General features: G+C 66.0%; 20 protein-coding genes and 1 tRNA gene. 11 read left to right on the top strand and 10 right to left on the bottom strand.

All coding sequences use genetic code 11. The features are described from left to right. Positions 1-45: 45 nt before the first annotated feature. Positions 46-648 (bottom strand): MarC family protein, encoded by a 603-nt coding sequence (locus tag AB3K92_RS25010; RefSeq protein WP_009688453.1) that lies wholly within the window; start codon positions 646-648, stop codon positions 46-48. A 21-nt stretch (positions 649-669) separates the two neighbouring features. After that, positions 670-2,406: a proline--tRNA ligase gene (locus tag AB3K92_RS25005; RefSeq protein ID WP_021159892.1), complete on the bottom strand. Its 1,737-nt coding sequence runs from the start codon at positions 2,404-2,406 to the stop codon at positions 670-672. Between the two features lie 228 nt (positions 2,407-2,634). Between AB3K92_RS25005 and AB3K92_RS25000 the strand changes: the two genes are divergently transcribed. Together AB3K92_RS25000 and AB3K92_RS24995 are read left to right on the top strand one after the other, a co-directional pair. Continuing rightward, entirely contained in the window at positions 2,635-3,282 is a 648-nt protein-coding gene (locus tag AB3K92_RS25000; protein ID WP_048026088.1) for an RNA pyrophosphohydrolase, read from the top strand. 65 nt (positions 3,283-3,347) lie between these two features. Next, positions 3,348-3,905, top strand: a complete 558-nt coding sequence (locus tag AB3K92_RS24995; RefSeq protein WP_027788435.1) for a CNP1-like family protein — start codon at positions 3,348-3,350, stop codon at positions 3,903-3,905. 104 nt (positions 3,906-4,009) lie between these two features. On the opposite strand, the gene proB is transcribed toward AB3K92_RS24995, so the two are convergent. The 4 genes from proB to rplU form a co-directional block, all read right to left on the bottom strand. Next, the gene (gene proB, locus AB3K92_RS24990) at positions 4,010-5,128 is read right to left on the bottom strand and encodes a glutamate 5-kinase (protein WP_042975353.1); all 1,119 of its coding nucleotides are present in this window, start codon (positions 5,126-5,128) and stop codon (positions 4,010-4,012) included. Positions 5,129-5,218: 90 nt separating this feature from the next. Further along, on the bottom strand, positions 5,219-6,331 hold the full coding sequence (gene obgE, locus AB3K92_RS24985; protein ID WP_042975354.1) for a GTPase ObgE: 1,113 nt from the start codon (positions 6,329-6,331) through the stop codon (positions 5,219-5,221). 188 nt (positions 6,332-6,519) lie between these two features. Then, positions 6,520-6,783 (bottom strand): 50S ribosomal protein L27, encoded by a 264-nt coding sequence (rpmA, locus tag AB3K92_RS24980; protein ID WP_006476999.1) that lies wholly within the window; start codon positions 6,781-6,783, stop codon positions 6,520-6,522. 24 nt (positions 6,784-6,807) lie between these two features. Next, complete coding sequence (rplU, locus tag AB3K92_RS24975; protein WP_006025184.1) at positions 6,808-7,119, bottom strand: 50S ribosomal protein L21; 312 nt, start codon at positions 7,117-7,119, stop codon at positions 6,808-6,810. Positions 7,120-7,329: 210 nt separating this feature from the next. Here rplU and AB3K92_RS24970 point away from each other — a divergent pair, with 210 nt between their 5' ends. The 9 genes from AB3K92_RS24970 to AB3K92_RS24930 all read left to right on the top strand — a co-directional run bounded on the left by AB3K92_RS24970 (position 7,330) and on the right by AB3K92_RS24930 (position 15,244). After that, positions 7,330-8,325: a polyprenyl synthetase family protein gene (locus tag AB3K92_RS24970; protein WP_042975355.1), complete on the top strand. Its 996-nt coding sequence runs from the start codon at positions 7,330-7,332 to the stop codon at positions 8,323-8,325. Between the two features lie 177 nt (positions 8,326-8,502). After that, positions 8,503-8,579, top strand: a tRNA-Pro gene (locus AB3K92_RS24965). A gap of 141 nt (positions 8,580-8,720) precedes the next feature. Further along, positions 8,721-10,013 (top strand): HlyC/CorC family transporter, encoded by a 1,293-nt coding sequence (locus AB3K92_RS24960; RefSeq protein ID WP_021159896.1) that lies wholly within the window; start codon positions 8,721-8,723, stop codon positions 10,011-10,013. Positions 10,014-10,096: 83 nt separating this feature from the next. Beyond that, on the top strand, positions 10,097-11,374 hold the full coding sequence (locus tag AB3K92_RS24955; RefSeq protein ID WP_021159897.1) for a GspE/PulE family protein: 1,278 nt from the start codon (positions 10,097-10,099) through the stop codon (positions 11,372-11,374). Further along, positions 11,371-12,582 (top strand): type II secretion system F family protein, encoded by a 1,212-nt coding sequence (locus tag AB3K92_RS24950; protein WP_059860620.1) that lies wholly within the window; start codon positions 11,371-11,373, stop codon positions 12,580-12,582. Before AB3K92_RS24955 ends, AB3K92_RS24950 begins: the two co-directional genes overlap by 4 nt. A gap of 46 nt (positions 12,583-12,628) precedes the next feature. Next, positions 12,629-13,540, top strand: a complete 912-nt coding sequence (locus AB3K92_RS24945; protein ID WP_059493387.1) for an A24 family peptidase — start codon at positions 12,629-12,631, stop codon at positions 13,538-13,540. Between the two features lies 1 nt (position 13,541). After that, positions 13,542-14,150: a dephospho-CoA kinase gene (coaE, locus tag AB3K92_RS24940; RefSeq protein ID WP_059484638.1), complete on the top strand. Its 609-nt coding sequence runs from the start codon at positions 13,542-13,544 to the stop codon at positions 14,148-14,150. 109 nt (positions 14,151-14,259) lie between these two features. Further along, a complete protein-coding gene (gene zapD / locus AB3K92_RS24935) occupies positions 14,260-15,015 on the top strand; it encodes a cell division protein ZapD (RefSeq protein ID WP_021159901.1) in 756 nt (251 codons plus the stop codon). 28 nt (positions 15,016-15,043) lie between these two features. Continuing rightward, complete coding sequence (locus AB3K92_RS24930; RefSeq protein WP_021159902.1) at positions 15,044-15,244, top strand: DNA gyrase inhibitor YacG; 201 nt, start codon at positions 15,044-15,046, stop codon at positions 15,242-15,244. Between the two features lie 72 nt (positions 15,245-15,316). Here the strand turns inward: AB3K92_RS24930 and AB3K92_RS24925 are convergent, their stop codons facing one another. The 4 genes from AB3K92_RS24925 to secA all read right to left on the bottom strand — a co-directional run bounded on the left by AB3K92_RS24925 (position 15,317) and on the right by secA (position 20,828). After that, a complete protein-coding gene (locus tag AB3K92_RS24925) occupies positions 15,317-15,760 on the bottom strand; it encodes an NUDIX domain-containing protein (RefSeq protein WP_021159903.1) in 444 nt (147 codons plus the stop codon). Continuing rightward, a complete protein-coding gene (locus AB3K92_RS24920; RefSeq protein WP_021159904.1) occupies positions 15,757-16,626 on the bottom strand; it encodes an ATP-binding protein in 870 nt (289 codons plus the stop codon). Before AB3K92_RS24920 ends, AB3K92_RS24925 begins: the two co-directional genes overlap by 4 nt. Positions 16,627-16,645: 19 nt before the next feature. Then, positions 16,646-17,887: a bifunctional glutamate N-acetyltransferase/amino-acid acetyltransferase ArgJ gene (argJ, locus tag AB3K92_RS24915; protein WP_048026081.1), complete on the bottom strand. Its 1,242-nt coding sequence runs from the start codon at positions 17,885-17,887 to the stop codon at positions 16,646-16,648. Between the two features lie 142 nt (positions 17,888-18,029). Continuing rightward, positions 18,030-20,828, bottom strand: coding sequence for a preprotein translocase subunit SecA (gene secA, locus AB3K92_RS24910; protein WP_369466022.1), 2,799 nt, complete (start codon positions 20,826-20,828; stop codon positions 18,030-18,032). Positions 20,829-21,058 lie beyond the last annotated feature (230 nt).

Genomic DNA, 21,058 nt, shown 5'->3' with positions numbered 1-21,058 from the left:
GGTTTCCCGGAGCGCCGCTTTTTTTGTGGGCACGCACCGCGCCGCCTACAGCTGGTGCACGAATGCGCGGATGCCGCCCAGCATCATCTCGACCGAAATCGCGACGAGCACGAGGCCCATCAACCGCTCGAACGCCGCGACGGTCCGTTCGCCGATCCATTGCTGGATCCGCTCGGCCAGCACGAGCGTCACCGCGCAGACGATCATCGTGACCGTCAGCGCGCCGACCCACTCGAGCATCTTGCCGGGCCCCTGCGACGTCAGCAGCATCACCGTCGCGAGCGCCGACGGCCCGGCGAGCGCCGGAATCGCGAGCGGCACGATGAACGGCTCGCCGCCCGCGCGCGGATCGTTGCCGAGTGCGCCGTCCGGATGCGGGAAGATCATCCGCAGCGCGATCAGGAACAGCACGATCCCGCCGCCGAGCCGCAACGACAGGTCGGTGAGGCTCATCATCCGCAGGAAGCGGTCGCCGACCAGCATGAAGAACAGCAGGATCACGAACGCGATCCCCACTTCACGCAGGATCAGCTTCACGCGCCGCTCGCGCGGCACATCCCGCATGGCCGAAATGAACAGCGGGATGTTGCCGAGCGGATCGGTGATCAGCACCAGGAGCACGGTGGCCGACAGGAAGGTGTATTCCACCGCGTTCCCCGGTCGGTGCGCTTAGCGCGCGAGCGCGGCGCGGATCTTCTCCACGACCGTCGCCGCAGCCGCGTCGGCCGGCAGCAGCGTCGCTTCGGCGTCGCGGCGGCCCTGATACTCGATCTTGCCTTCCTTCAGGCCGCGCTCGCCGATCACGAGACGATGCGGCACGCCGATCAGCTCCCAGTCGGCGAACATCACGCCCGGGCGCTCGCCGCGATCGTCGAGGATCACGTCGATGCCGGCCGCGGCGAGTTCCGCGTACAGCTTGTCGGCGGTCTCGCGCACCATGTCGCTGCGGTCATAGCCCATCGGGCACAGCACGACTTCGAACGGCGCGATCGATTCGGGCCAGATGATGCCGCGGTCGTCGAAGTTCTGTTCGATCGCCGCGCCGAGAATGCGCGTGACGCCGACGCCGTAGCAGCCCATCAGCATCGGCTGCGGCTTGCCCGACTCGTCGAGGAACGTCGCGCCCATCGCTTCCGAGTACTTGGTGCCGAGCTGGAACACATGGCCGACCTCGATGCCGCGGCAGATGTCGATCACGCCCTTGCCGTCCGGCGACGGGTCGCCCTTCTTCACGTTGCGCACGTCGGCGACGTCCGGCTCGGGCAGGTCGCGGCCCCAGTTCACGCCGGCGATGTGATAGTCGACCTCGTTCGCACCGACGACGAAGTCGCTCATGTTCGCGACCGTGCGATCGGCGATCACCTTGACCGGCTTCTTCGTGCCGACCGGCCCGAGATAGCCCGGCGGCGTGCCGAACCACTCGACGATTTCCTGCTCGGTCGCGAAGCGGTGGTTCTTCAGGCCCGGCAGCTTCGACACCTTGATCTCGTTCAGGTCGTGGTCGCCGCGCAGCATCACGAGCCAGATGGTCGGCTCGGCGCCTTCGTTGTCGGTCGCGAGCACGATCGACTTGATCGTGCGCTCGAGCGGGATGGCCAGCAGTTCGGCGACGGCTTCGCACTTCGCCTTGCCCGGCGTCGCGACCTTTTCCATCGCTTCGGCCGGCGCCGCGCGTTCGGCGATCAGCGGCAGCGCTTCGGCCGCCTCGACGTTCGCCGCGAACTCGGACGTCGGGCAGTACGCGATCGCGTCCTCACCGGTGTCGGCGATCACGTGGAATTCGTGCGAGAAGTTGCCGCCGATCGAGCCGCTGTCGGCCGCGACCGCGCGGAACTCGAGGCCGAGACGCGTGAAGATGCGCACGTACGCGTCGTACATCTTGCGATACGACTCGTTCAGGCCGGCCGCATCCTTGTCGAACGAGTACGCGTCTTTCATGATGAATTCGCGGCCGCGCATCACGCCGAAGCGCGGACGGATCTCGTCGCGGAACTTCGTCTGGATCTGGTAGAAGTTCACCGGCATCTGCCGGTAACTCTTGATCTGGTTGCGCGCGATGTCGGTGATGACTTCCTCGTGCGTCGGCCCGATCACGAAGTCGTTGTCCTTGCGGTCCTTGAAGCGCAGCAGCTCGGGGCCGTACTGTTCCCAGCGGCCCGATTCCTGCCACAGCTCGGCCGGCTGCACGGCCGGCATCAGCAGCTCGATGGCGCCCGCCCGGTTCATTTCCTCGCGCACGATCGCCTCGACCTTGCGAATCGAACGCAGGCCGACCGGCAGGTAGTTATAGATGCCGCCGGCGACGCGACGGATCATGCCGGCGCGCACCATCAGCTTGTGGCTGACGATCTCTGCGTCGGCGGGTGCTTCTTTCAGGGTGCCGATAAAGAAACGGGAAGCTTTCATGCGGACGGTTCCAAAAACGGCGCCCCCAGGCGGGGCGCCCGAAAAAGTTTCAAGGTGAAAAAGCTGCGCGCGGCGAACAGCAATGGACGACGATGGCGCAGACGACGTAGCAGACTAATCAGGGACAATTCAGCCGGTGTACCCCGCGCGGATTCGCTCCGCTACGGTGCGCAGCGCCCGTTATCTGTTTATAATCAAAGCAATTTTAAAGGATTCGAAGGTGGTTGTATGCTGGATCGTGAAGGCTTTCGCCCGAACGTCGGCATCATCCTCTTGAACGCGCGCAACGAGGTGTTTTGGGGCAAGCGGCTCCGCGAGCATTCCTGGCAGTTTCCTCAAGGTGGGATCAAGTACGGCGAGACCCCCATGCAGGCGATGTACCGGGAGCTGCACGAGGAAACGGGCCTGCATCCGGAACACGTCAAGATAATCGGCCGCACTCGCGACTGGTTGCGTTATGAGGTGCCTGACAAGTTCATCAAACGCGAAGTACGCGGTCATTACCGCGGCCAGAAGCAGATCTGGTTCCTGCTGCGGATGGTCGGACGCGATTGCGACATTTGCTTGCGCGCGACCGACCACCCGGAGTTCGATGCGTGGCGCTGGAACGAGTACTGGGTGCCGCTCGATGCGGTGATCGAGTTCAAGCGGGATGTCTATCAGTTGGCGCTGACGGAACTGTCGCGCTTCCTGCGCCGCCCGGCGCAGCGAGCCGAGAAGCCGCGTGGGCCGCGTCTGTCGCGCTATCCGCGCGTCATTGGCGCACAGGCCCAGCAGACGCTGACGATTGTCGACGCATCGGTAGTCTGTTCGGAGATCGAAGTGGAAGCGAGCACGCTCGACGAGATGCCGCCCCACGTGATCGTCGGCAAATGACGAATCGAACTGCATGACCCGGGCGCGACCTTGGTGTCGCGCCCTTTTTTTACGAGGAATGCATATTGAAAGCGATTGCTCTCGCGCTCGCATCGATTGCCGCGGTGGCCACGCTGGCAGGTTGCGCGAATTCGAAGACACCGACCAACAAGGATGACAGCGAGTTCGTGTATCTGCTGGACCGCCAGGGAACCTGGAAGGAAAACACGGTCGACTCGCTGCCGCCGCTGCCGCAGGCGAGCGACCTGCTGCCGTTCAACGTATCGCAGAACACGCCGCTCAAGTTCTTCGTCGATGCGAAGTCGCTCGCGGTCGGCACCGACGGCGTCGTGCGCTACGCGGTCGTCGTCACGAGCCCGGCCGGCGCGCGCAACGTGAACTACGAGGGCATCCGCTGCGACACCTATGAATGGCGCCAGTATGCCGGCCTGAATTCGGACCACGACGGCTGGGATCGCACGGTCGAGAACGATTGGCAGCGCATCGAGAACGGCGAGCTGAATGCCTACCACTCGGCGCTGTATCAGGATTACTTCTGCGCGAACAAGATGCCGCAAGGCTCGACCCGGCAGATCCTCGAGAACATCCGGTTTCACCGTACCGCGATGAGCCAGTTGCGCTGATGGCGCGCGGCGCCCGCCGCCGCACTCTCTGCCGTCCGCTGCATGAAAAAGCCCGCATCACGCGGGCTTTTTCATTTGACGGCCTGAACCGGCAACGCAAATGATCACACCAGCACCAGATTGTCGCGATGGATCAGTTCGGGCTCCAGCATGTAGCCGAGCACGGATTCGATCTCGCCGCTCGGCTTGCGGTGAATCAGTTTCGTCTCCGCGCTGCTGTAGTTCGTGAGCCCGCGCGCCACTTCGCGCCCGTCGGGGCCGACACACGCGATGACTTCGCCGCGCGCGAACGCACCCTGTACGTCGATCACGCCGATCGGCAGCAGGCTCTTGCCGCCGGCCGTCAGTTTCTCGACCGCGCCCGCATCGATCACGACATGGCCGCGCACCTGCAGGTGGTCGGCCATCCACTGCTTGCGCGCCGCCATCCGCGCGGTACGTGCGATCAGTTGCGTGCCGATCGCCTCGCCGGCCGCCAGACGCACGAGCACGTCGGACTCCCGGCCGCTCGCGATCACCGTATTTGCGCCGCTGTGCGCCGCGCGCTTCGCCGCGAGGATCTTCGTCAGCATCCCGCCGCGGCCAAGGCTCGAGCCCGCACCGCCCGCCATCGCCTCGAGTTCCGGCGCGCCCGCATTCGCTTCCGCGACGAGCGTCGCGCTCGGATCCTTGCGCGGATCGGCCGTAAACAGCCCCGACTGGTCGGTCAGGATGATCAGCGCATCGCCTTCGATCAGGTTTGCAACGAGCGCGCCGAGCGTGTCGTTGTCGCCGAACTTGATTTCATCGGTGACGACCGTGTCGTTCTCGTTGATGATCGGCACGACGCCGAGCCGCAACAGCGTCAGCAGCGTCGATCGCGCATTCAGGTAGCGCTCGCGATCCGCCAGGTCGGCATGCGTCAGCAGGATCTGCGCGGTGCGGATGTCGTGCTCGGTGAAGCGGCTCTCGTAGACCTGCGCAAGCCCCATCTGGCCGACCGCGGCCGCCGCCTGCAACTCGTCGATTTCCCGCGGCCGCTTGCTCCAGCCGAGCCGCTGCATCCCTTCGGCAATCGCGCCCGAGCTGACGAGCACGACTTCCTTGCCCTGGGCGCGCAACGCAGCGATCTGGGCCGCCCAGCGGCCGATTGCAGCATGATCGAGCCCCTTGCCGTCGTTGGTCACGAGGCTGGAGCCCACCTTCACCACCAATCGCTTCGAATCCGCGATGATCGAACGCATCCTGCACTGTCTCCTGTATCTGATGCCTGCCCGGCCGGGCGCGATCGAGCGCCGACGCCGGGCGGCGCGCCCGGCGCACTCCGGAACCACTCAGGCGTCGTCGCCCGGCGCGGCCTCGCCCTTCGCAGGCGGCGCGTCGCGGAAACGCACGTCCGCCGCGAGATCTTCCGCCTCCGCCGCGCGATGCGCGTCTGAATGTTCGGAGAGGTAGTCGTAGATCGCGTAGCACAGTGCTTCACAGCCCTGGCCCGTCAGTGCCGAAATCTCGAACACCGGGCCGTCCCACTCGAAGCGCTCGAGGAAATCCGCGACGCGCGCCTTGCGCTCGTCTTCCGGCACCATGTCGAGCTTGTTGAGCACGAGCCAGCGCGGCTTCTCGTAGAGCGCCTCGTCGTATTTGCGCAGCTCGCCGACGATCGCCGTCGCTTCGGCAACCGGATCGACGCTTTCGTCGAACGGCGCGAGATCGACCAGATGCAGCAGCACGCCGGTGCGCTGCAGATGGCGCAGAAACTGATGGCCGAGGCCCGCGCCTTCGGCGGCACCCTCGATCAGCCCCGGGATGTCGGCGATCACGAAGCTCTTGCTCGGGCCGACCCGGACCACGCCGAGATTCGGCGCAAGCGTCGTGAACGGGTAGTCGGCGATCTTCGGCCGCGCATTCGACACCGACGAGATGAACGTCGACTTGCCTGCGTTCGGCATGCCGAGCAGGCCGACATCGGCGAGTACCTTCAGCTCGAGCTTCAGCATGCGGCGTTCGCCGGGCTTGCCGTCCGTCTTCTGGCGCGGCGCGCGGTTCGTGCTCGACTTGAAATGCAGGTTGCCGAGCCCGCCGGCGCCGCCCTGCGCAAGCATCACCTGCTGGTCGTGCTCGGTCAGGTCGGCGATCAGCTCGCCGGTATCCATGTCGCTGATGATCGTGCCGACCGGCATGCGCAGCGTGACGTCGTCGCCACCCTTGCCGTAGCAATCCGAGCCTCGCCCGTTTTCGCCGTTGCGCGCCAGATGCTTCTTCGCGTAACGGTAGTCGATCAGCGTGTTGATGTTGCGGTCGGCGATCGCGTACACGCTACCGCCCCGACCGCCGTCGCCGCCGTCCGGCCCGCCGAACGGGACGAATTTCTCGCGGCGCATCGACGCACTGCCATCGCCTCCGTCGCCGGCGATGACTTCGATTCGTGCTTCGTCAATGAACTTCATTCGTCACTCCGCCCAGTATTTCCGCTATTGTGCCGCGCGCCGGCACGCTTGAACAATCTGCCGTTCGGCCGATCGTACGCCGGTTGCGCAACGGTCGCCGGAACGCGCACGCGCCCGGCGGCCAAATAAAAAAAGGCCCCGCGAAGACTGCGGGGCCTTTCGGCTACGAAGCCCGTGGGTGCCTGAACTTAGGCAGCCGCCGGGACGACGATGACCAGATGCTTCTTGTCCGCGCCCTTCGTCGCGAACTTGACGTGACCGTCGACCAGCGCGAACAGGGTGTGATCCTTGCCCATGCCGACGTTCTCGCCTGCGTGCATGCGCGTACCGCGCTGACGCACGATGATGCCGCCGGCATTGATTGCCTGGCCGCCGTACACTTTCACGCCGAGACGTTTCGACTCGGAGTCGCGGCCGTTCCGGGAAGAGCCGCCTGCCTTTTTGTGTGCCATCTGATTGCTCCTTTACCGAGGCGCTTACGCGTTGATCGCGTCGATGCGCAGCTCAGTGTAGTTCTGGCGGTGGCCGCCGTGCTTTTGGTAGTGCTTCCGGCGACGCATCTTGAAGATGGTGACCTTGGCATGACGACCGTGCGACACAACGGTGGCCTTGACGGAAGCCCCACTGACCAGCGGCGTACCGAACTTAATCGATTCGCCTTCGCCCACTGCGAGAACCTGGTCGAGCGTGATTTCAGCGTCAATGTCAGCCGGTATCTGTTCTACTTTGAGTTTTTCGCCAACGGCAACCTTGTACTGCTTGCCGCCGGTTTTTATGACCGCGTACATTGAGAACCTCACTCTGGATCCAATTTTTCCGCACACCACGCGCGGAAAACACGTGATTATACATGGGGTTAGCACCGAAGTCAAAACCGATCGACGATTGCCACGCGCGGGCCTCGGCCGAACGGCCAAATTCGCGGCTGCGGCACGTGTGACAGACCGGGATATCTCGGATTCGACTTATAATCCGCGGCATCACCCAATTCCATCATCATGTCGTCGTCCACCGCCTCCCCCACCCTCAGCGCCGCCCACCTGCTCGCTCCGATCACCAGCGACATGGAGCAGGTGAATCGCGTTATCCGGCAAAGCCTCGCGTCCGACGTGCTGTTGATCAACCAGATCGCCGAGTACATCATCGGCGCGGGCGGCAAGCGGCTGCGCCCGGCGTTGCTGCTGCTCGTCGCCGGTGCACTCGGCGAGACGTCGCACCAGCGACACGTGCTGGCCGCCGTCGTCGAGTTCATCCACACGGCCACGCTACTGCACGACGACGTCGTCGACGAATCCGAGCTGCGCCGCGGCCGCCAGACCGCCAATGCGCTGTTCGGCAACGCGGCGAGCGTGCTGGTAGGCGACTACCTCTATTCGCGCTCGTTCGAGATGATGGTCGGCGTCGGCAAGATGCGCGTGATGGAGATCCTGTCCGAAGCGACGACGATCATTTCCGAAGGCGAGGTGCTGCAGCTCCTCAACATGCACGACGCGGACGTCGACGAAGCGCGCTACATGCAGGTGATCCGCTACAAGACGGCCAAGCTGTTCGAGGCATCGGCACGCCTGGGCGCGGTGCTCGCGGGCGCCGATGCGCCGACCGAGGCCGCCGCCGCCGAATACGGCCGCCGGATAGGCACCGCATTCCAGATCATGGACGACTGGCTCGACTACGCGGGCACCGTCGAGGCAATGGGCAAGAATGCCGGCGACGACCTCCGCGAAGGCAAGCCGACGCTGCCGCTCATCTATCTGATCGAGCGCGGCACGCCCGAGCAGGCAGCGCTGGCACGCGAGGCGATCGAACAGGGCGGCACCGATCGCTTCGACACGATTTTCGAAGCGATCACGCGCTCGGGCGCACTGGATCACACGCTCGAATGCGCGCGCCAGGAAGCGCAGGCGGCAGCGGCCGCGATCGCCGCATTCCCCGATTCGATCTACAAGGAGAGCCTGCTCGCGCTGTGCTCTTACTCGACGTCGCGGCAGTCCTGATTGCATGTCACGTGTCGCCGCCACGGCTGCGACACATGTTCGACACGGGAAAATCACCTGTCTCGAAAATTTTTTTCTCCAAGGGCTTCCCTTCTTGAAGAAACGTCGTTATAGTTATGTTCTTGCTTGACGACGCAGCGGTCTTGAAGAAGACGGCGAAATCGGAAGAGTAGAAATCGGGGTGTAGCTTAGCCTGGTAGAGCGCTACGTTCGGGACGTAGAGGCCGGAGGTTCGAATCCTCTCACCCCGACCAGATTTTGAAAAAACCGTGCACCATGTGCACGGTTTTTTTTCGTCCGGCCGCCGCGGCCCCTCGTGTCGCGCACGACACATCACGGTCGCCGGCCTCTGCTATATTTCCCCCATCCCTGTCCTTCACTGCTCCTTCCAACGCGTGGACCAAATTCCCTTATGGGCGCAAATCGGCGCCGTCTTCCTGCTTCTCCTCTGTTCCAGCTTCTTTTCCATTTCCGAGACCGCGATGATGGCGCTCAATCGCCATCGGCTGAAGCATCTCGCCGGCCAGGGTGCGCTCGGCGCGAAAACCACGCAGGGGTTGCTGACGCGCACTGACCTGCTGCTCAGCGTGATCCTGATCGGCAACAACCTGTTCAACACGATCATCCCGGTCCTGACGACGTCGCTCGCGCTCCATACGTTCGGCCGCAACAACCTCGCGCTGTCGATCGCGACCGGCATCGTCGCGTTCCTGATCATCGTGTTCGCCGAAATCGCGCCGAAGATCGTCGGCGCGACGTTCCCCGAACGCATCGCACTGCCCGCGAGCCTCGTGATCGCGCCGCTGATGCGCGTGTTCAAGCCGGTCGTCTGGTTCGTCAACGCACTCGCGAACGGCGTGCTGTGGGTGCTGCGCATCAACACGAAGAAGGGCCGCGACCAGCGGATGTCGGCCGACGAGCTGCGGGCCATCGTGCTCGAGTCGAGCAGTTTCATGCCGACCAAGCACCGCAGCATCCTGCTCAACCTGTTCGACCTCGAGAACATCACGGTCGACGACGTGATGGTGCCGCGCCGCCAGATCGAGTCGCTCAACTTCTACGCGCCGCTCGACGACGTCCTGCACCAGCTCGAAACCTGCTATCACAACCGGCTTGTCGTCTACGAAGGCGACATCGACAAGGTGCTCGGCGTGCTGCACGTCCGCAAGACGCTGACCGCGCTGCACAACCAGGAGTTCGACCGCGAGACGCTGCGCACGCTGCTCGCCGAGCCGTACTACGTGCCTTCGGGCACGCCGGTGGTCCAGCAGCTCCAGTTTTTCCAGGAAACGCGGCAGCGGACCGCGCTCGTCGTCAACGAGTACGGCGAACTCGAAGGGCTCGTCACGCCCGAAGACATCATCGAGGAGCTGATCGGCGAATTCACGACATCGATGCCGCGCAGCGAACGCGCGGGCGGCTGGGACGAGAACGGCGAATGCATCGTGTCGGCCAGCATGCCGCTGCGCGAACTGAACCGCTGGCTGCACCTGAAACTGCCGACCGACGGGCCGAAGACGCTGAACGGACTGGTCCTCGAAATCCTCGAGGAAATTCCGGAAGACGACGTGTGCCTGAAAATCGGCGACGTGATGCTCGAGGTGATGCGCAGCGACGATCAGGCCGTGCGCACCGTCAAGCTCTTCAAGCCGCGCGGCTCGCGCACCGCACGCGCCGCCGCGCGTTAGCCGAACGGCCGACTGCCGGCGCCGCCCACGACGCGCGACCATCTGCTGGTCACGGTCAACTGGCGGCCAGCGTGCCGGCACACATGCATTTCACTCCTCCCGGGGCGCCGCTGCGCACGCAGCCGCCACCCGCTCATTCCGATGCAACGCCCGTCACCGCACCGCGCGCGCTCGACGCGGCCCAGCTCGACGACGCGCCGGCCGTGCGGCTGCTGACGGACACGCTTCACGCGGCACGCGTGCGCGACGCATCCGACATCCACGTCGAACCGTTCGAAGCCGGCTGGCGCATCCGCCTGCGCATCGACGGCGTGCTGCACGAACATGCGCGGCCACCTCTTCATCTGCGCGACGCGCTCGTCACGCGGATCAAGGTGCTCGCACGCATGGACATCGCCGAGCGACGGCTCCCGCAGGACGGCAGGCTGCGCATCGCGATCGACGGTGGTACGCGCGGCGACTACCGCGTCAGTTCGCTGCCGACGTTGTTCGGTGAAAAACTCGTGCTGCGGCGCCTCGAAACCCTGCCGACCGACCTCACGCTCGCCCGTCTCGGCTTCGACGCGCAACAGGCGGCCGCGATGGAAGCCGCGATACGCGCACCGCATGGCCTCGTGCTCGTCACGGGCCCGACCGGCAGCGGCAAGACGCTGTCGCTCTACTGCGCGCTGCAGATGCTCGATCGCGACGCGCACAACGTCTGCACGGTGGAGGATCCCGCCGAGATCCAGCTCGACGGCATCAGCCAAGTCGGCGTCGCCGAAAAGGCGGGGCTCACGTTCGCGACGGCACTGCGCGCGCTGCTGCGGCAGGATCCGGACATCATCATGGTCGGCGAGATTCGCGATGCGGAGACGGCCGACGTCGCGATCAAGGCCGCGCAGACCGGCCATCTTGTGCTGTCGACGCTGCACACGAACGACGCGCCGGCCGCCGTCGCGCGGCTGCTCGACATCGGGGTCGCTCCATACAACCTCGCGGCTGCGCTACACCTCGTCACCGCGCAGCGCCTCGTCCGGCGGCTGTGCACTACCTGCCGCATGCACTCGGACGCACCGGTGCCCGTATTGCACGACGCCGGCTGCGACCCGGCTGCTCTCGCCGCGGGATGGCGGCCGTTCGTCGCGCGAGGCTGTTCGGCCTGTCACGGCATCGGCTATCGCGGCCGCATCGGCCTGCATCAGACGATGCCGGTATCGCCCCGGCTGGCGGAACGCATCGTCGCCCGGGCAAGCGTCGGCGAACTCGCGCAATGCGCGGCGGCCGAAGGCGTGCGCAGTTTGCGCGACGCGGCGTTCGCGCGTGTCCGGGACGGCACGACGAGCATCGCGGAAGCCATCGCCGCGACACCTGCGGCATGAGCATGCGCGCAACGCCGCGCGAAAGCCGCTTCGCATGGCGCGGCCGCCATCGCGACGGCACGCCACGCCGCGGGATCATCATCGCGTTCGACGCCGCGAATGCACGCGCCGCGCTCGCACGCGACGGCATCGCAGTCCTGTCGCTCGACATCCGCGGGCCGGCCCGGCCGCCAACGGCCGGCACGCGGGACGTCACGCGCTTCACGCGCCAGCTCGCGAGCCTCCTGCAGGCCGGGTTGCCGCTCGCGCCGTCGCTCGAGATGCTCGCGCGCACGCGGCCACGCGACGGCCTGCCGCGCATCGCCGCCGGTCTCGCACGCGAGATCGTCGGCGGCCATCGCTTCGCCGATGCACTCGCACGCTATCCGGCGCAGTTCGGCACACTGTATCGCCAGTTGATCGAGGTCGGCGAAGCGTCAGGCTCGCTCGGGGTCGTGCTGACCCGGGTCGCGGAGCACCGCGAGCGCGCCGACGCGCAATGGCGCAAGCTGCGGGCCGCGCTTGCCTATCCGGCGGCCGTCATCCTGTTCGGGCTCGCGATCTCGGCCGCGTTGATGGTGTGGGTCGTACCGACGTTCCGCCAGATCTTCGACGGTTTCGGCGCCGCGCTGCCGGCACCGACCCGTGCGCTGCTCGCGTTGTCCTCGGCACTGTCGGCGTGGGGCGGTGTGCTGGTTGCCGGTACGGCGGCAGTCGCGCTGGCCGCCCATCGCGCGCTACGGCTGTCGGCACCGCTGCGCCACGCCGTCGCGCGGCGCCTGCTGCACGTCCCGCTCGCGGGGAGCGCGATGAGCCGGTTCGCGGCCGCGCGCTGGTGCCGATCGCTGGCGACGCTGCTCGGCGCCGGCGTGCCGCTCGCAGACGCCTTCGCCACGCTCGAACGCACGGCCGGCCATCCCGTGTTCGAGCGCGCTACCGTCCACATCGCCGCCCACGTGCTGCGCGGCGCGCGTCTCGCGGACGCGATGCAGTCGGCCGGCTGCTTTCCGGACGACGTCGTGCAGCCGATCGCCGTCGCCGAGGAGACCGGTGCGCTCGACACGATGCTCGCCGACATCGCCGCGCTGTGCGAGCGCCAGCTCGACGCGCATCTCGATACGCTCGCCGCGCTCGGCGAGCCGCTGATCGTGATCGTACTGGGCGCACTCGTCGGCGGCCTCGTGATCGCGATGTACCTGCCCATCCTTCAGCTCGGCAACGTGGTGTAGCATCGCAACCGATTCTGTCGCCTTTTAAGTCCGAACCTTGAGCCTCATGACGCCAGCGCCCTTGTCCGCCGTTACCGATTCGCCCGAGAGCACGCTGCTCGCGCTGGCGATGCTGCCGCCCGCGCTGCAGTACGCGTTCGCGGTCGTCATCGGCCTGTGCGTCGGCAGCTTCCTGAACGTGGTCGTGCACCGGCTGCCCGTGATGATGCAGCGCGCATGGCAGGCCGAGATCGACGAAGCGACCGGCAACACGAGTGCCACGCCAGAAGACGGCTACCCGCCGCGCTACGATCTGTGGCGCCCGCGCAGCGCTTGCCCGCATTGCGGCCACGTGCTGCGCGCATGGGAAAACATCCCGCTCGTCAGCTACCTGATCCTGCGCGGGCGCTGCCGACGCTGCGGCCACGCGATCGGCATCCGTTATCCGCTCGTCGAACTCGCATGCGCGCTGCTCGCCGCCGGCTCGCTCGCGGCATTCGGCCCGACCGTCGCCGCGCTCGCCGCGTTCGCGCTGTGCGCCGCGCTGCTCGCGATGAGCGCGATCGATATCCGCACAGGCTACCTGCCCGACTCGATGACGCTGCCGCTCCTCTGGGCCGGGCTCGTGCTGAACCTCGGCGGCACGTTCACATCGCTGCGCTCGGCCGTGATCGGGGCCATGGCCGGCTACCTGTTCCTGTGGTCGGTCTACTGGCTGTTCAAATGGCTGCGCGGCATCGAGGGCATCGGTTTCGGCGACCTGAAACTGCTCGCCGCGCTCGGCGCATGGATGGGCTGGGCCGCACTGCCGCAGGTCGTGCTGTTCGCCGCGGTGACGGGCGCGATCGTCGGGCTCGTCGCGACCTGGCGCGGTCGCATGCGCTTCGAGGAGCCGATTCCGTTCGGCCCGTTCCTCGCGGCAGGCGGTGTCGCGACGCTGTTTTTCGGCACCCCTTTCTATTCGGCGCTCGGAGGCTGACATGTTCGCAATTGGACTCACCGGCGGCATCGGCAGCGGCAAGACGACCGTCGCCGACCTGTTTGCCGCCCGAGGCGCATCGCTGGTCGATACCGATCTGATCGCCCATCGCATCACCGCGCCGGGCGGCCTCGCGATGCCCGCGATCGAACAGGCATTCGGCCGCGGCTTCGTTGCTGCCGACGGCTCGCTCGACCGCGCGCAGATGCGCGCACTGATCTTCAGCGACGACGACGCGCGCCGGCGCCTCGAAGCGATCACGCACCCGCTGATCCGGGCGGAGACCGATCGTGAGGCGCGCGAAGCGCAGGGCCCATACGTGATGTTCGTCGTGCCGCTGCTCGTCGAATCCGGCAACTGGAAGGCGCGCTGCGATCGCGTGCTCGTCGTCGACTGTCCGGTCGAAACGCAGATCGCACGCGTGATGCAGCGCAACGGCTTCACGCGCGAGCAGGTCGAGGCGATCATCGCGCGGCAGGCGTCGCGGGAGGCCCGCCTCGCGGCGGCCGACGACGTTATCGTCAACGACGCGACGACGCCCGATGCGCTTGCCGCGCAGGTCGATGCACTGCACCAACGCTATCTCGGGTTCGCGCTCGCTGCGCACTGAGCCTCGCGCGCGATCGTGATGGTGTACGAAATTGGCGCGTTGCTAGGGTAGAGCGTGGGCATTAGAATGTCCTGCATTGTTTCCATCCCTACCCAAGAGGCGAGCGCGCTTGATTCTTTACGAGTATCCGTTCAACGAGCGAATTCGCACGCTGTTGCGCCTCGAAGATCTCTTCGAGCGCTTCGCGTTCTTTTTGGCTCAGGAGGACCCGCGTGAACACCACGTCGCGCTGACGACGCTGTTCGAAATTGCCGAGGTAACGGGCCGCGCGGACCTGAAATCGGATCTGATGAAGGAGCTCGAACGTCAACGCCAGACGCTCGCCCCCTTTCGCGGCAATCCGGGCATCGAGCAGAACGCGCTCGAAGCCGTGCTCGGCGAAATCGAGCAGACGCTCGCGAATCTCGCGCAGATGCAGGGCAAGACCGGTCAGCACCTCGTCGACAACGAGTGGCTCGCCAGCATCCGCAGCCGTGCGGTGATTCCGGGCGGCACGTGCAAGTTCGACCTGCCGTCGTACTACGCATGGCAGCAATGGCCCGCCGAGCAGCGGCGCCAGGACATCGCGAAATGGATCCTGCCGATGCTGCCGCTGCGCGATGCCGCTGCGATCGTGCTGCGCCTCGCGCGCGAATCGGGCCAGGCGTCGAAGGTCATGGCGATGCAGGGCAGCTACCAGCAGATGCTGTCCGGCCGCACCTACCAGTTGATGCAGGTGCGCGTGGCGCCGGAATTGCGCGTCATCCCCGAGGCAAGCGCCAACAAATACATGCTGTGGGTACGGTTCACCATGCAGGACGGCGACGTGCGGCCGCGCGCGGTGGACATCGACGTGCCGTTCCATCTGACACTGTGCAATCTGTAACGGCCGCGTGCCGGTTCAACGCTTTCGTATGACTACCGTCGTGAAATGTCCTTCGTGCGGCGCGGAAGTGCGCTGGACGCCTGAAAACAAGTTCCGTCCCTTCTGTTCGGCCCGCTGCAAGCAGCTCGACCTCGGCGCATGGGCCGCGGAAAAGTATCGGATCGGCGGTTCCTCCGACGAGGGTCCGTCATCGGAAGAAGACGGCACGGACAACCGCCGCGACAGCTGAGCGGCGCGCAGCGCCGCCGTCCGCCGTGCCGCCCGCCGATCTGGCCCGCGTTTCAGGTGGGCCGCCACGGCGTCATTGCGACGCCGCTTCCTTCTCGAGCAGTTCGAGCACCGGCAGCGCCGCCGGCAACAGCGGCGCGACTTCGACCGGCAGTTGCTGCCACACGAACGCCTGCCCTTCCTTGCTGTGCGGCTCGCCCGTCCAGCCCGTCACCTTGCAGAAATAGAGCCGCACGTACGCATGCGGATAATCGTGCTCGAGCGTGTGCCAGCGGTGGCTGGCAGTGACTTCGATGCCGAGTTCCTCGTGCAGCTCGCGCGCCAGCGCGTCCTCGACGCTTTCGCCGGCCTCCAGCTTGCCGCCCGGGAACTCCCAGTAACCTTCATACGGCTTGCCCTTCAGCCGCTGCGCGAGCAGATACCGGCCGTCCGGCTGCACCATCACGCCGACCGCGACTTCCGTCACCTTGCGGCCGTCCGGCGCCCGCACGGCGCCCTGCGCCTGATCCGCGCTCATGCTTGCTCCTTGCGACCCGACCAGTCACGCGCAAACTGCCACGCGACGCGCCCCGACCGCGAGCCGCGCTCGAGCGCCCACACGAGCGCATCGCCGCGCGCGGACTCGATCTCCGCATCCGGGCAACCGAAATGACGCAGCCAGTGCCCGACGATGTCGAGATAGTCGTCCTGCTTGAACGGATAGAAGCTGACCCACAGACCGAAGCGCTCCGACAGCGAGATCTTCTCCTCGACGACTTCGCCGGGGTGAATCTCGCCATCCGGGAGATGCTTGTACGTCTCGTTGTCGCTCATGTACTCGGGCAGCAGATGGCGGCGGTTCGACGTCGCGTAGATCAGCACGTTGTCCGACTGCGCGGCGATCGAGCCGTCGAGCGCAACCTTCAGCGCCTTGTAGCCCGACTCGCCTTCCTCGAACGACAGGTCGTCGCAGAACACGATGAAACGCTCGGGACGCTGCGAGATCAGGTCGACGATGTCGCCGAGATCGTGCAAGTCGTCCTTGTCGACTTCGATCAGACGCAGCCCGTCCTTCGCATACGCGTTCAGGCACGCCTTGATCAGCGACGACTTGCCGGTACCGCGCGCGCCGGTCAGCAGCACGTTGTTCGCCGGCTTCTGCTGCACGAACTGCCGCGTGTTCTGGTCGATCAGCCCTTTCTGGCGATCGATATTGTGGAGGTCGTCGAGCGTGATCGACGACACGGCCGGCACCGGCTGCAGATAACCGCGCCCCTGGCGCTTGCGCCAGCGGAATGCGTGTGCGGCATTCCAGTCGACCGCTGCCTGCGCGGGCGGCAACATCCCCTCGAGACGACCGAGCAGCGCTTCCGCGCGCGTCAGAAACTGTTCAAGCTTGTCCATGTCGTTCAGGCACTCCTGATCAGGAGCGGTAATCCGCGTTGATGCTCACGTAGTCGTGCGACAGGTCGCACGTCCAGATGGTGGCCTGTGCGTCGCCTCGGGCAAGCAGCACGCGGATCGTGATTTCGCTCTGCTTCATCACGCGCTGGCCGTCCTCTTCCTGGTAAGCCGGGTTGCGGCCGCCCGCCTTCGCGACGAGCACATCGTCGAGATAGAGGTCGATCTTGCCGACGTCGAGATCGGCGACGCCCGCGTAGCCGATCGCCGCGAGAATCCGGCCGAGGTTGGGGTCGGATGCGTAGAAGGCGGTCTTCACGAGCGGCGAATGGCCGATTGCGTAAGCGATCTGGCGGCATTCCGCGACGCTCTTGCCGCCTTCGACCTGCACCGTCATGAATTTCGTCGCACCTTCGCCATCGCGCACGATCAGCTGCGACAGCACCTGCGCGACTTCCGTCACCGCATCGCGCAGTGCCGCATAGGCCGGCGAATCCGTCGACGTGATCGCCGGCAGCGTGCTCTTGCCCGACGCGATCAGGATGAACGAGTCGTTCGTCGACGTGTCGCCGTCGATCGTGATGCAGTTGAACGAGCGGTCGGCCACTTCCTTCACGAGCGTGTCGAGCACCGGCTGCGCGACGTTCGCGTCGAACGCGAGGAAGCCCAGCATCGTCGCCATGTTCGGCTTGATCATGCCGGCGCCCTTGCTGATGCCCGTCAGCGTGACCGTGTGACCGTCGATCGTCACCTGGCGGGACGTGGCCTTCGGCAGCGTATCGGTCGTCATGATCGCCTGCGCGGCATCGAACCAGTTCGCGGCCTTGCGGTTCGCGAGCGCGGCCGGCAGCCCGGCCTTCAGGCGGTCGATCGGCAGCGGCTCGAGGATCACGCCGGTCGAGAACGGCAGCACCTGCGCCGGCTCGATGCCCGCGAGACGCGCGAGTTCCGTGCAGGTCTCGCGTGCGTTCACGAGGCCCGGCTCGCCGGTGCCCGCATTTGCATTGCCCGTATTCACGACCAGCGCGCGGATGCCTGCGCCGCCCGCCCGTACCTTCGCCAGATGCTCGCGGCAGACGGTGACCGGCGCCGCGCAGAAACGGTTTTCGGTGAATACGCCCGCGACCGTCGCGCCTTCGTCGACGGAGATGACCAGCACGTCCTTGCGATTCGGCTTGCGGATGTTCGCTTCCGCCCAGCCGAGCGTGACGCCGGCGACGGGATGCAGTTGGGCGGGATCGATCGACGGAAAATTGACAGCCATGGGGCACACCTGCCGGATGGAAAATGCCGGCACGTGCCGGCATCGATTGGAAGAACCGGCGGCCCCACGCGGGCCGCCACAACTCACATCACTGACTCGAAGCTGCGAACGACGCGGCACGCGTGACGCGCGCCGCCGCCGATCATGACAGCTTCCCGTGACATTGCTTGTACTTCTTGCCGCTGCCGCACGGGCACGGGTCGTTGCGGCCGACCTTCGGCATTTCGCCGCCGGGGCCGCTGTGCGTCATCGCGCTGCCGACCATGTCGGCCGTTGCCGTGGCCGCCGCGGCAGCCGTGACGCTCGCCACCGGCGCACCGGCTTCCGCGTAATCGGCGTGCTGGTACTCGACGTTCTCGAGATGACCTGCGCGCTCCTCGATCTGCTCGGCCGCTTCCTCGAGCTGTTCCGGCGACTGGATCTGCACGTTCATCACGACGCGCGTGACTTCCTGCTTGATCGCCTCGAGCATCGCGGCGAACAGCTCGAACGCTTCGCGCTTGTATTCCTGCTTCGGGTTCTTCTGCGCATAGCCGCGCAGGTGGATGCCCTGGCGCAGATGGTCGAGCGCCGCGAGGTGCTCGCGCCACAGGCGGTCGACCGTCTGCAGCATCACCGAGCGCTCGAATGCGCTGAACGATTCGCGGCCGACCATCGCGACCTTCGCCTCGTACTGCTCGTCGGCGGCCGTCATCACGGCGTCGAGAATCTCCTCGGCCGTAATCGACGACGACTCGTTCACCATTTCCTGGATCGCGAGGTCGAGCTGCCAGTCGTTGCGCAGCGCTTCCTCGAGCTCGGGCACGTCCCACTGCTCTTCGATGCTGCCTTCCGGCACGAACTGGCGGACGACTTCGGCGATCACGCCGTGACGCATCGCGGAGATCGTCTCGGTGATGTCGTGCGCTTCGAGCAGCTCGTTGCGCTGCTGGTAGATGACCTTGCGCTGGTCGTTCGACACGTCGTCGTATTCGAGCAGTTGCTTGCGGATGTCGAAGTTGCGCGCTTCGACCTTGCGCTGCGCGGACTCGATCGAGCGCGTGACGATGCCGGCTTCGATCGCCTCGCCTTCCGGCATCTTCAGGCGATCCATGATCGAGCGCACACGGTCGCCCGCGAAGATGCGCAGCAGCGGATCGTCGAGCGACAGGTAGAAGCGCGACGAGCCCGGATCGCCCTGGCGGCCCGCACGGCCGCGCAGCTGGTTGTCGATCCGGCGCGATTCGTGGCGCTCGGTGCCGATGATGTGCAGGCCGCCAGCGGCCTTCACCTGCTCGTGCAGCGTTTCCCACTCGTCGTGCAACTGCTGGATGCGGCGCGCTTTTTCGTCGGCCGGGATCGCGTCGTCGGCCTCGATGAACGCGGCCTGCTTCTCGGCATTGCCGCCGAGCACGATGTCGGTACCGCGGCCGGCCATGTTGGTCGCGATCGTGACGCGCTTCGGACGGCCGGCTTCCGCGACGATCGCCGCTTCGCGCTCGTGCTGCTTCGCGTTCAGCACCTCATGCGGCAGCCCGGCCTGCTTCAGCAGGTGCGACAGCAGTTCCGAGTTCTCGATCGACGTCGTGCCGACCAGCACCGGCTGGCCGCGCTCGTAGCAGTCGCGGATGTCGCGGATCACCGCGTCGTAGCGCTCCTTGGCCGTCTTGTAGATCTGGTCCTGCTTGTCGATCCGCTTCGGCGGGCGGTTGGTCGGGATCACGACCGTCTCGAGGCCGTAGATTTCGTTGAATTCGTACGCTTCGGTGTCCGCGGTACCGGTCATGCCAGCCAGCTTCGCGTACATCCGGAAGTAGTTCTGGAACGTGATGGACGCGAGCGTCTGGTTCTCGCTCTGGATCTTCACGTGTTCCTTCGCCTCGACCGCCTGGTGCAGGCCGTCGGACCAGCGGCGGCCGGCCATCAGGCGGCCCGTGAATTCGTCGACGATGACCACTTCGCCGTTCTGCACGACGTAGTGCTGATCCTTGTGGAACAGCGTGTGTGCGCGCAGCGCCGCGTACACGTGGTGCATCAGCGTGATGTTCTGCGGCGCGTACAGGCTCTCGCCCTCGCCGATCAGGCCCCATTCGGCGAGCAGGCGCTCGGCCTTCTCGTGGCCCGATTCCGTCAGGAACACCTGGCGGGCCTTCTCGTCGAGCGTGTAGTCGCCCGGCTTCTCGACCCCCGTGCCGTCGGCCTTCTCTTCGCCGATCTGGCGCTCGAGCAGCGGCGGCAGTGCGTTCATCCGCACGTACAGCTCGGTGTGATCCTCGGCCTGGCCCGAAATGATCAGCGGCGTGCGCGCTTCGTCGATCAGGATCGAGTCCACTTCGTCGACGACCGCGAAGTTCAGTGCCCGCTGCACACGCGCGTCGGTCTCGTAGACCATGTTGTCGCGCAGGTAGTCGAAGCCGAACTCGTTGTTCGTGCCGTACGTGATGTCCGCCGCGTAAGCCTGCTGCTTCTGGTCGTGCTCCATGCCGGACAGGTTGATGCCGACCGACAGACCGAGGAAGTTGTAGAGGCGCGCCATCCATTCGGCGTCGCGCTGCGCGAGGTAATCGTTGACGGTCACGACGTGCACGCCGCGGCCGGCCAGCGCATTCAGGTACACGGGCAGCGTCGCGACGAGCGTCTTGCCTTCGCCGGTGCGCATTTCCGCGATCTTGCCGTAGTGGAGCACCATGCCGCCAATCATCTGCACGTCGAAGTGCCGCATCTTCAGCACGCGGCGGCTGGCCTCGCGACAGACCGCGAACGCCTCGGGCAGCAGCTTGTCGAGCGACTCGCCGGCCGCGACCCGCTGGCGGAATTCATCCGTCTTGCCGCGCAACTGGTCGTCCGTCAGCTTCTCGATCTGCGTTTCGAGCGCATTGATCGTCGCGACGGTCTTTTGGTATTGCTTGACGAGCCGCTGGTTGCGGCTGCCAAAAATTTTCTGGAGAAAACCGGTTGTCATCGGATCGGATCCTGCGTCGCAGCACCGGCGCCCGGCGCGTGTTGCGCGCCCCGACGCCCGAGCCTCGGCGGCTTAGCGAATTAGTGGACTCAAACATCGAATTTTAGCACGCGGGGAAGCGCGCGCCCGTGTCTCGGCCGGACGGGCACTGCGCGCCGACGGCCGGGCCCACGGGGCGAAAGCCGCCCGTGCACGGGCCCGCGCGGGTACAATCGGCGTCAACGTCCGCG

It is taken from the genome of Burkholderia sp. Bmkn7 (assembly GCF_041103175.1).
Lineage (GTDB): Bacteria > Pseudomonadota > Gammaproteobacteria > Burkholderiales > Burkholderiaceae > Burkholderia > Burkholderia cepacia.
This window is presented reverse-complemented; position numbering and strand designations above follow the sequence as displayed.

Bases quoted from the DNA above. Each gene is read 5' to 3' on its own strand.
- secA (WP_369466022.1), bottom strand. From the start codon at position 20,828: ATGACAACCGGTTTTCTCCAGAAAATTTTTGGCAGCCGCAACCAGCGG.
- AB3K92_RS24950 (WP_059860620.1), top strand. From the start codon at position 11,371: ATGAGCATGCGCGCAACGCCGCGCGAAAGCCGCTTCGCATGGCGCGGC.
- AB3K92_RS24930 (WP_021159902.1), top strand. From the start codon at position 15,044: ATGACTACCGTCGTGAAATGTCCTTCGTGCGGCGCGGAAGTGCGCTGG.
- AB3K92_RS24920 (WP_021159904.1), bottom strand. From the start codon at position 16,626: ATGGACAAGCTTGAACAGTTTCTGACGCGCGCGGAAGCGCTGCTCGGT.
- proB (WP_042975353.1), bottom strand. From the start codon at position 5,128: ATGCGTTCGATCATCGCGGATTCGAAGCGATTGGTGGTGAAGGTGGGC.
- AB3K92_RS24925 (WP_021159903.1), bottom strand. From the start codon at position 15,760: ATGAGCGCGGATCAGGCGCAGGGCGCCGTGCGGGCGCCGGACGGCCGC.
- AB3K92_RS25005 (WP_021159892.1), bottom strand. From the start codon at position 2,406: ATGAAAGCTTCCCGTTTCTTTATCGGCACCCTGAAAGAAGCACCCGCC.
- rplU (WP_006025184.1), bottom strand. From the start codon at position 7,119: ATGTACGCGGTCATAAAAACCGGCGGCAAGCAGTACAAGGTTGCCGTT.
- obgE (WP_042975354.1), bottom strand. From the start codon at position 6,331: ATGAAGTTCATTGACGAAGCACGAATCGAAGTCATCGCCGGCGACGGA.
- AB3K92_RS24945 (WP_059493387.1), top strand. From the start codon at position 12,629: ATGACGCCAGCGCCCTTGTCCGCCGTTACCGATTCGCCCGAGAGCACG.
- AB3K92_RS24955 (WP_021159897.1), top strand. From the start codon at position 10,097: ATGCATTTCACTCCTCCCGGGGCGCCGCTGCGCACGCAGCCGCCACCC.
- coaE (WP_059484638.1), top strand. From the start codon at position 13,542: ATGTTCGCAATTGGACTCACCGGCGGCATCGGCAGCGGCAAGACGACC.
- AB3K92_RS24970 (WP_042975355.1), top strand. From the start codon at position 7,330: ATGTCGTCGTCCACCGCCTCCCCCACCCTCAGCGCCGCCCACCTGCTC.
- rpmA (WP_006476999.1), bottom strand. From the start codon at position 6,783: ATGGCACACAAAAAGGCAGGCGGCTCTTCCCGGAACGGCCGCGACTCC.
- argJ (WP_048026081.1), bottom strand. From the start codon at position 17,887: ATGGCTGTCAATTTTCCGTCGATCGATCCCGCCCAACTGCATCCCGTC.
- AB3K92_RS25000 (WP_048026088.1), top strand. From the start codon at position 2,635: ATGCTGGATCGTGAAGGCTTTCGCCCGAACGTCGGCATCATCCTCTTG.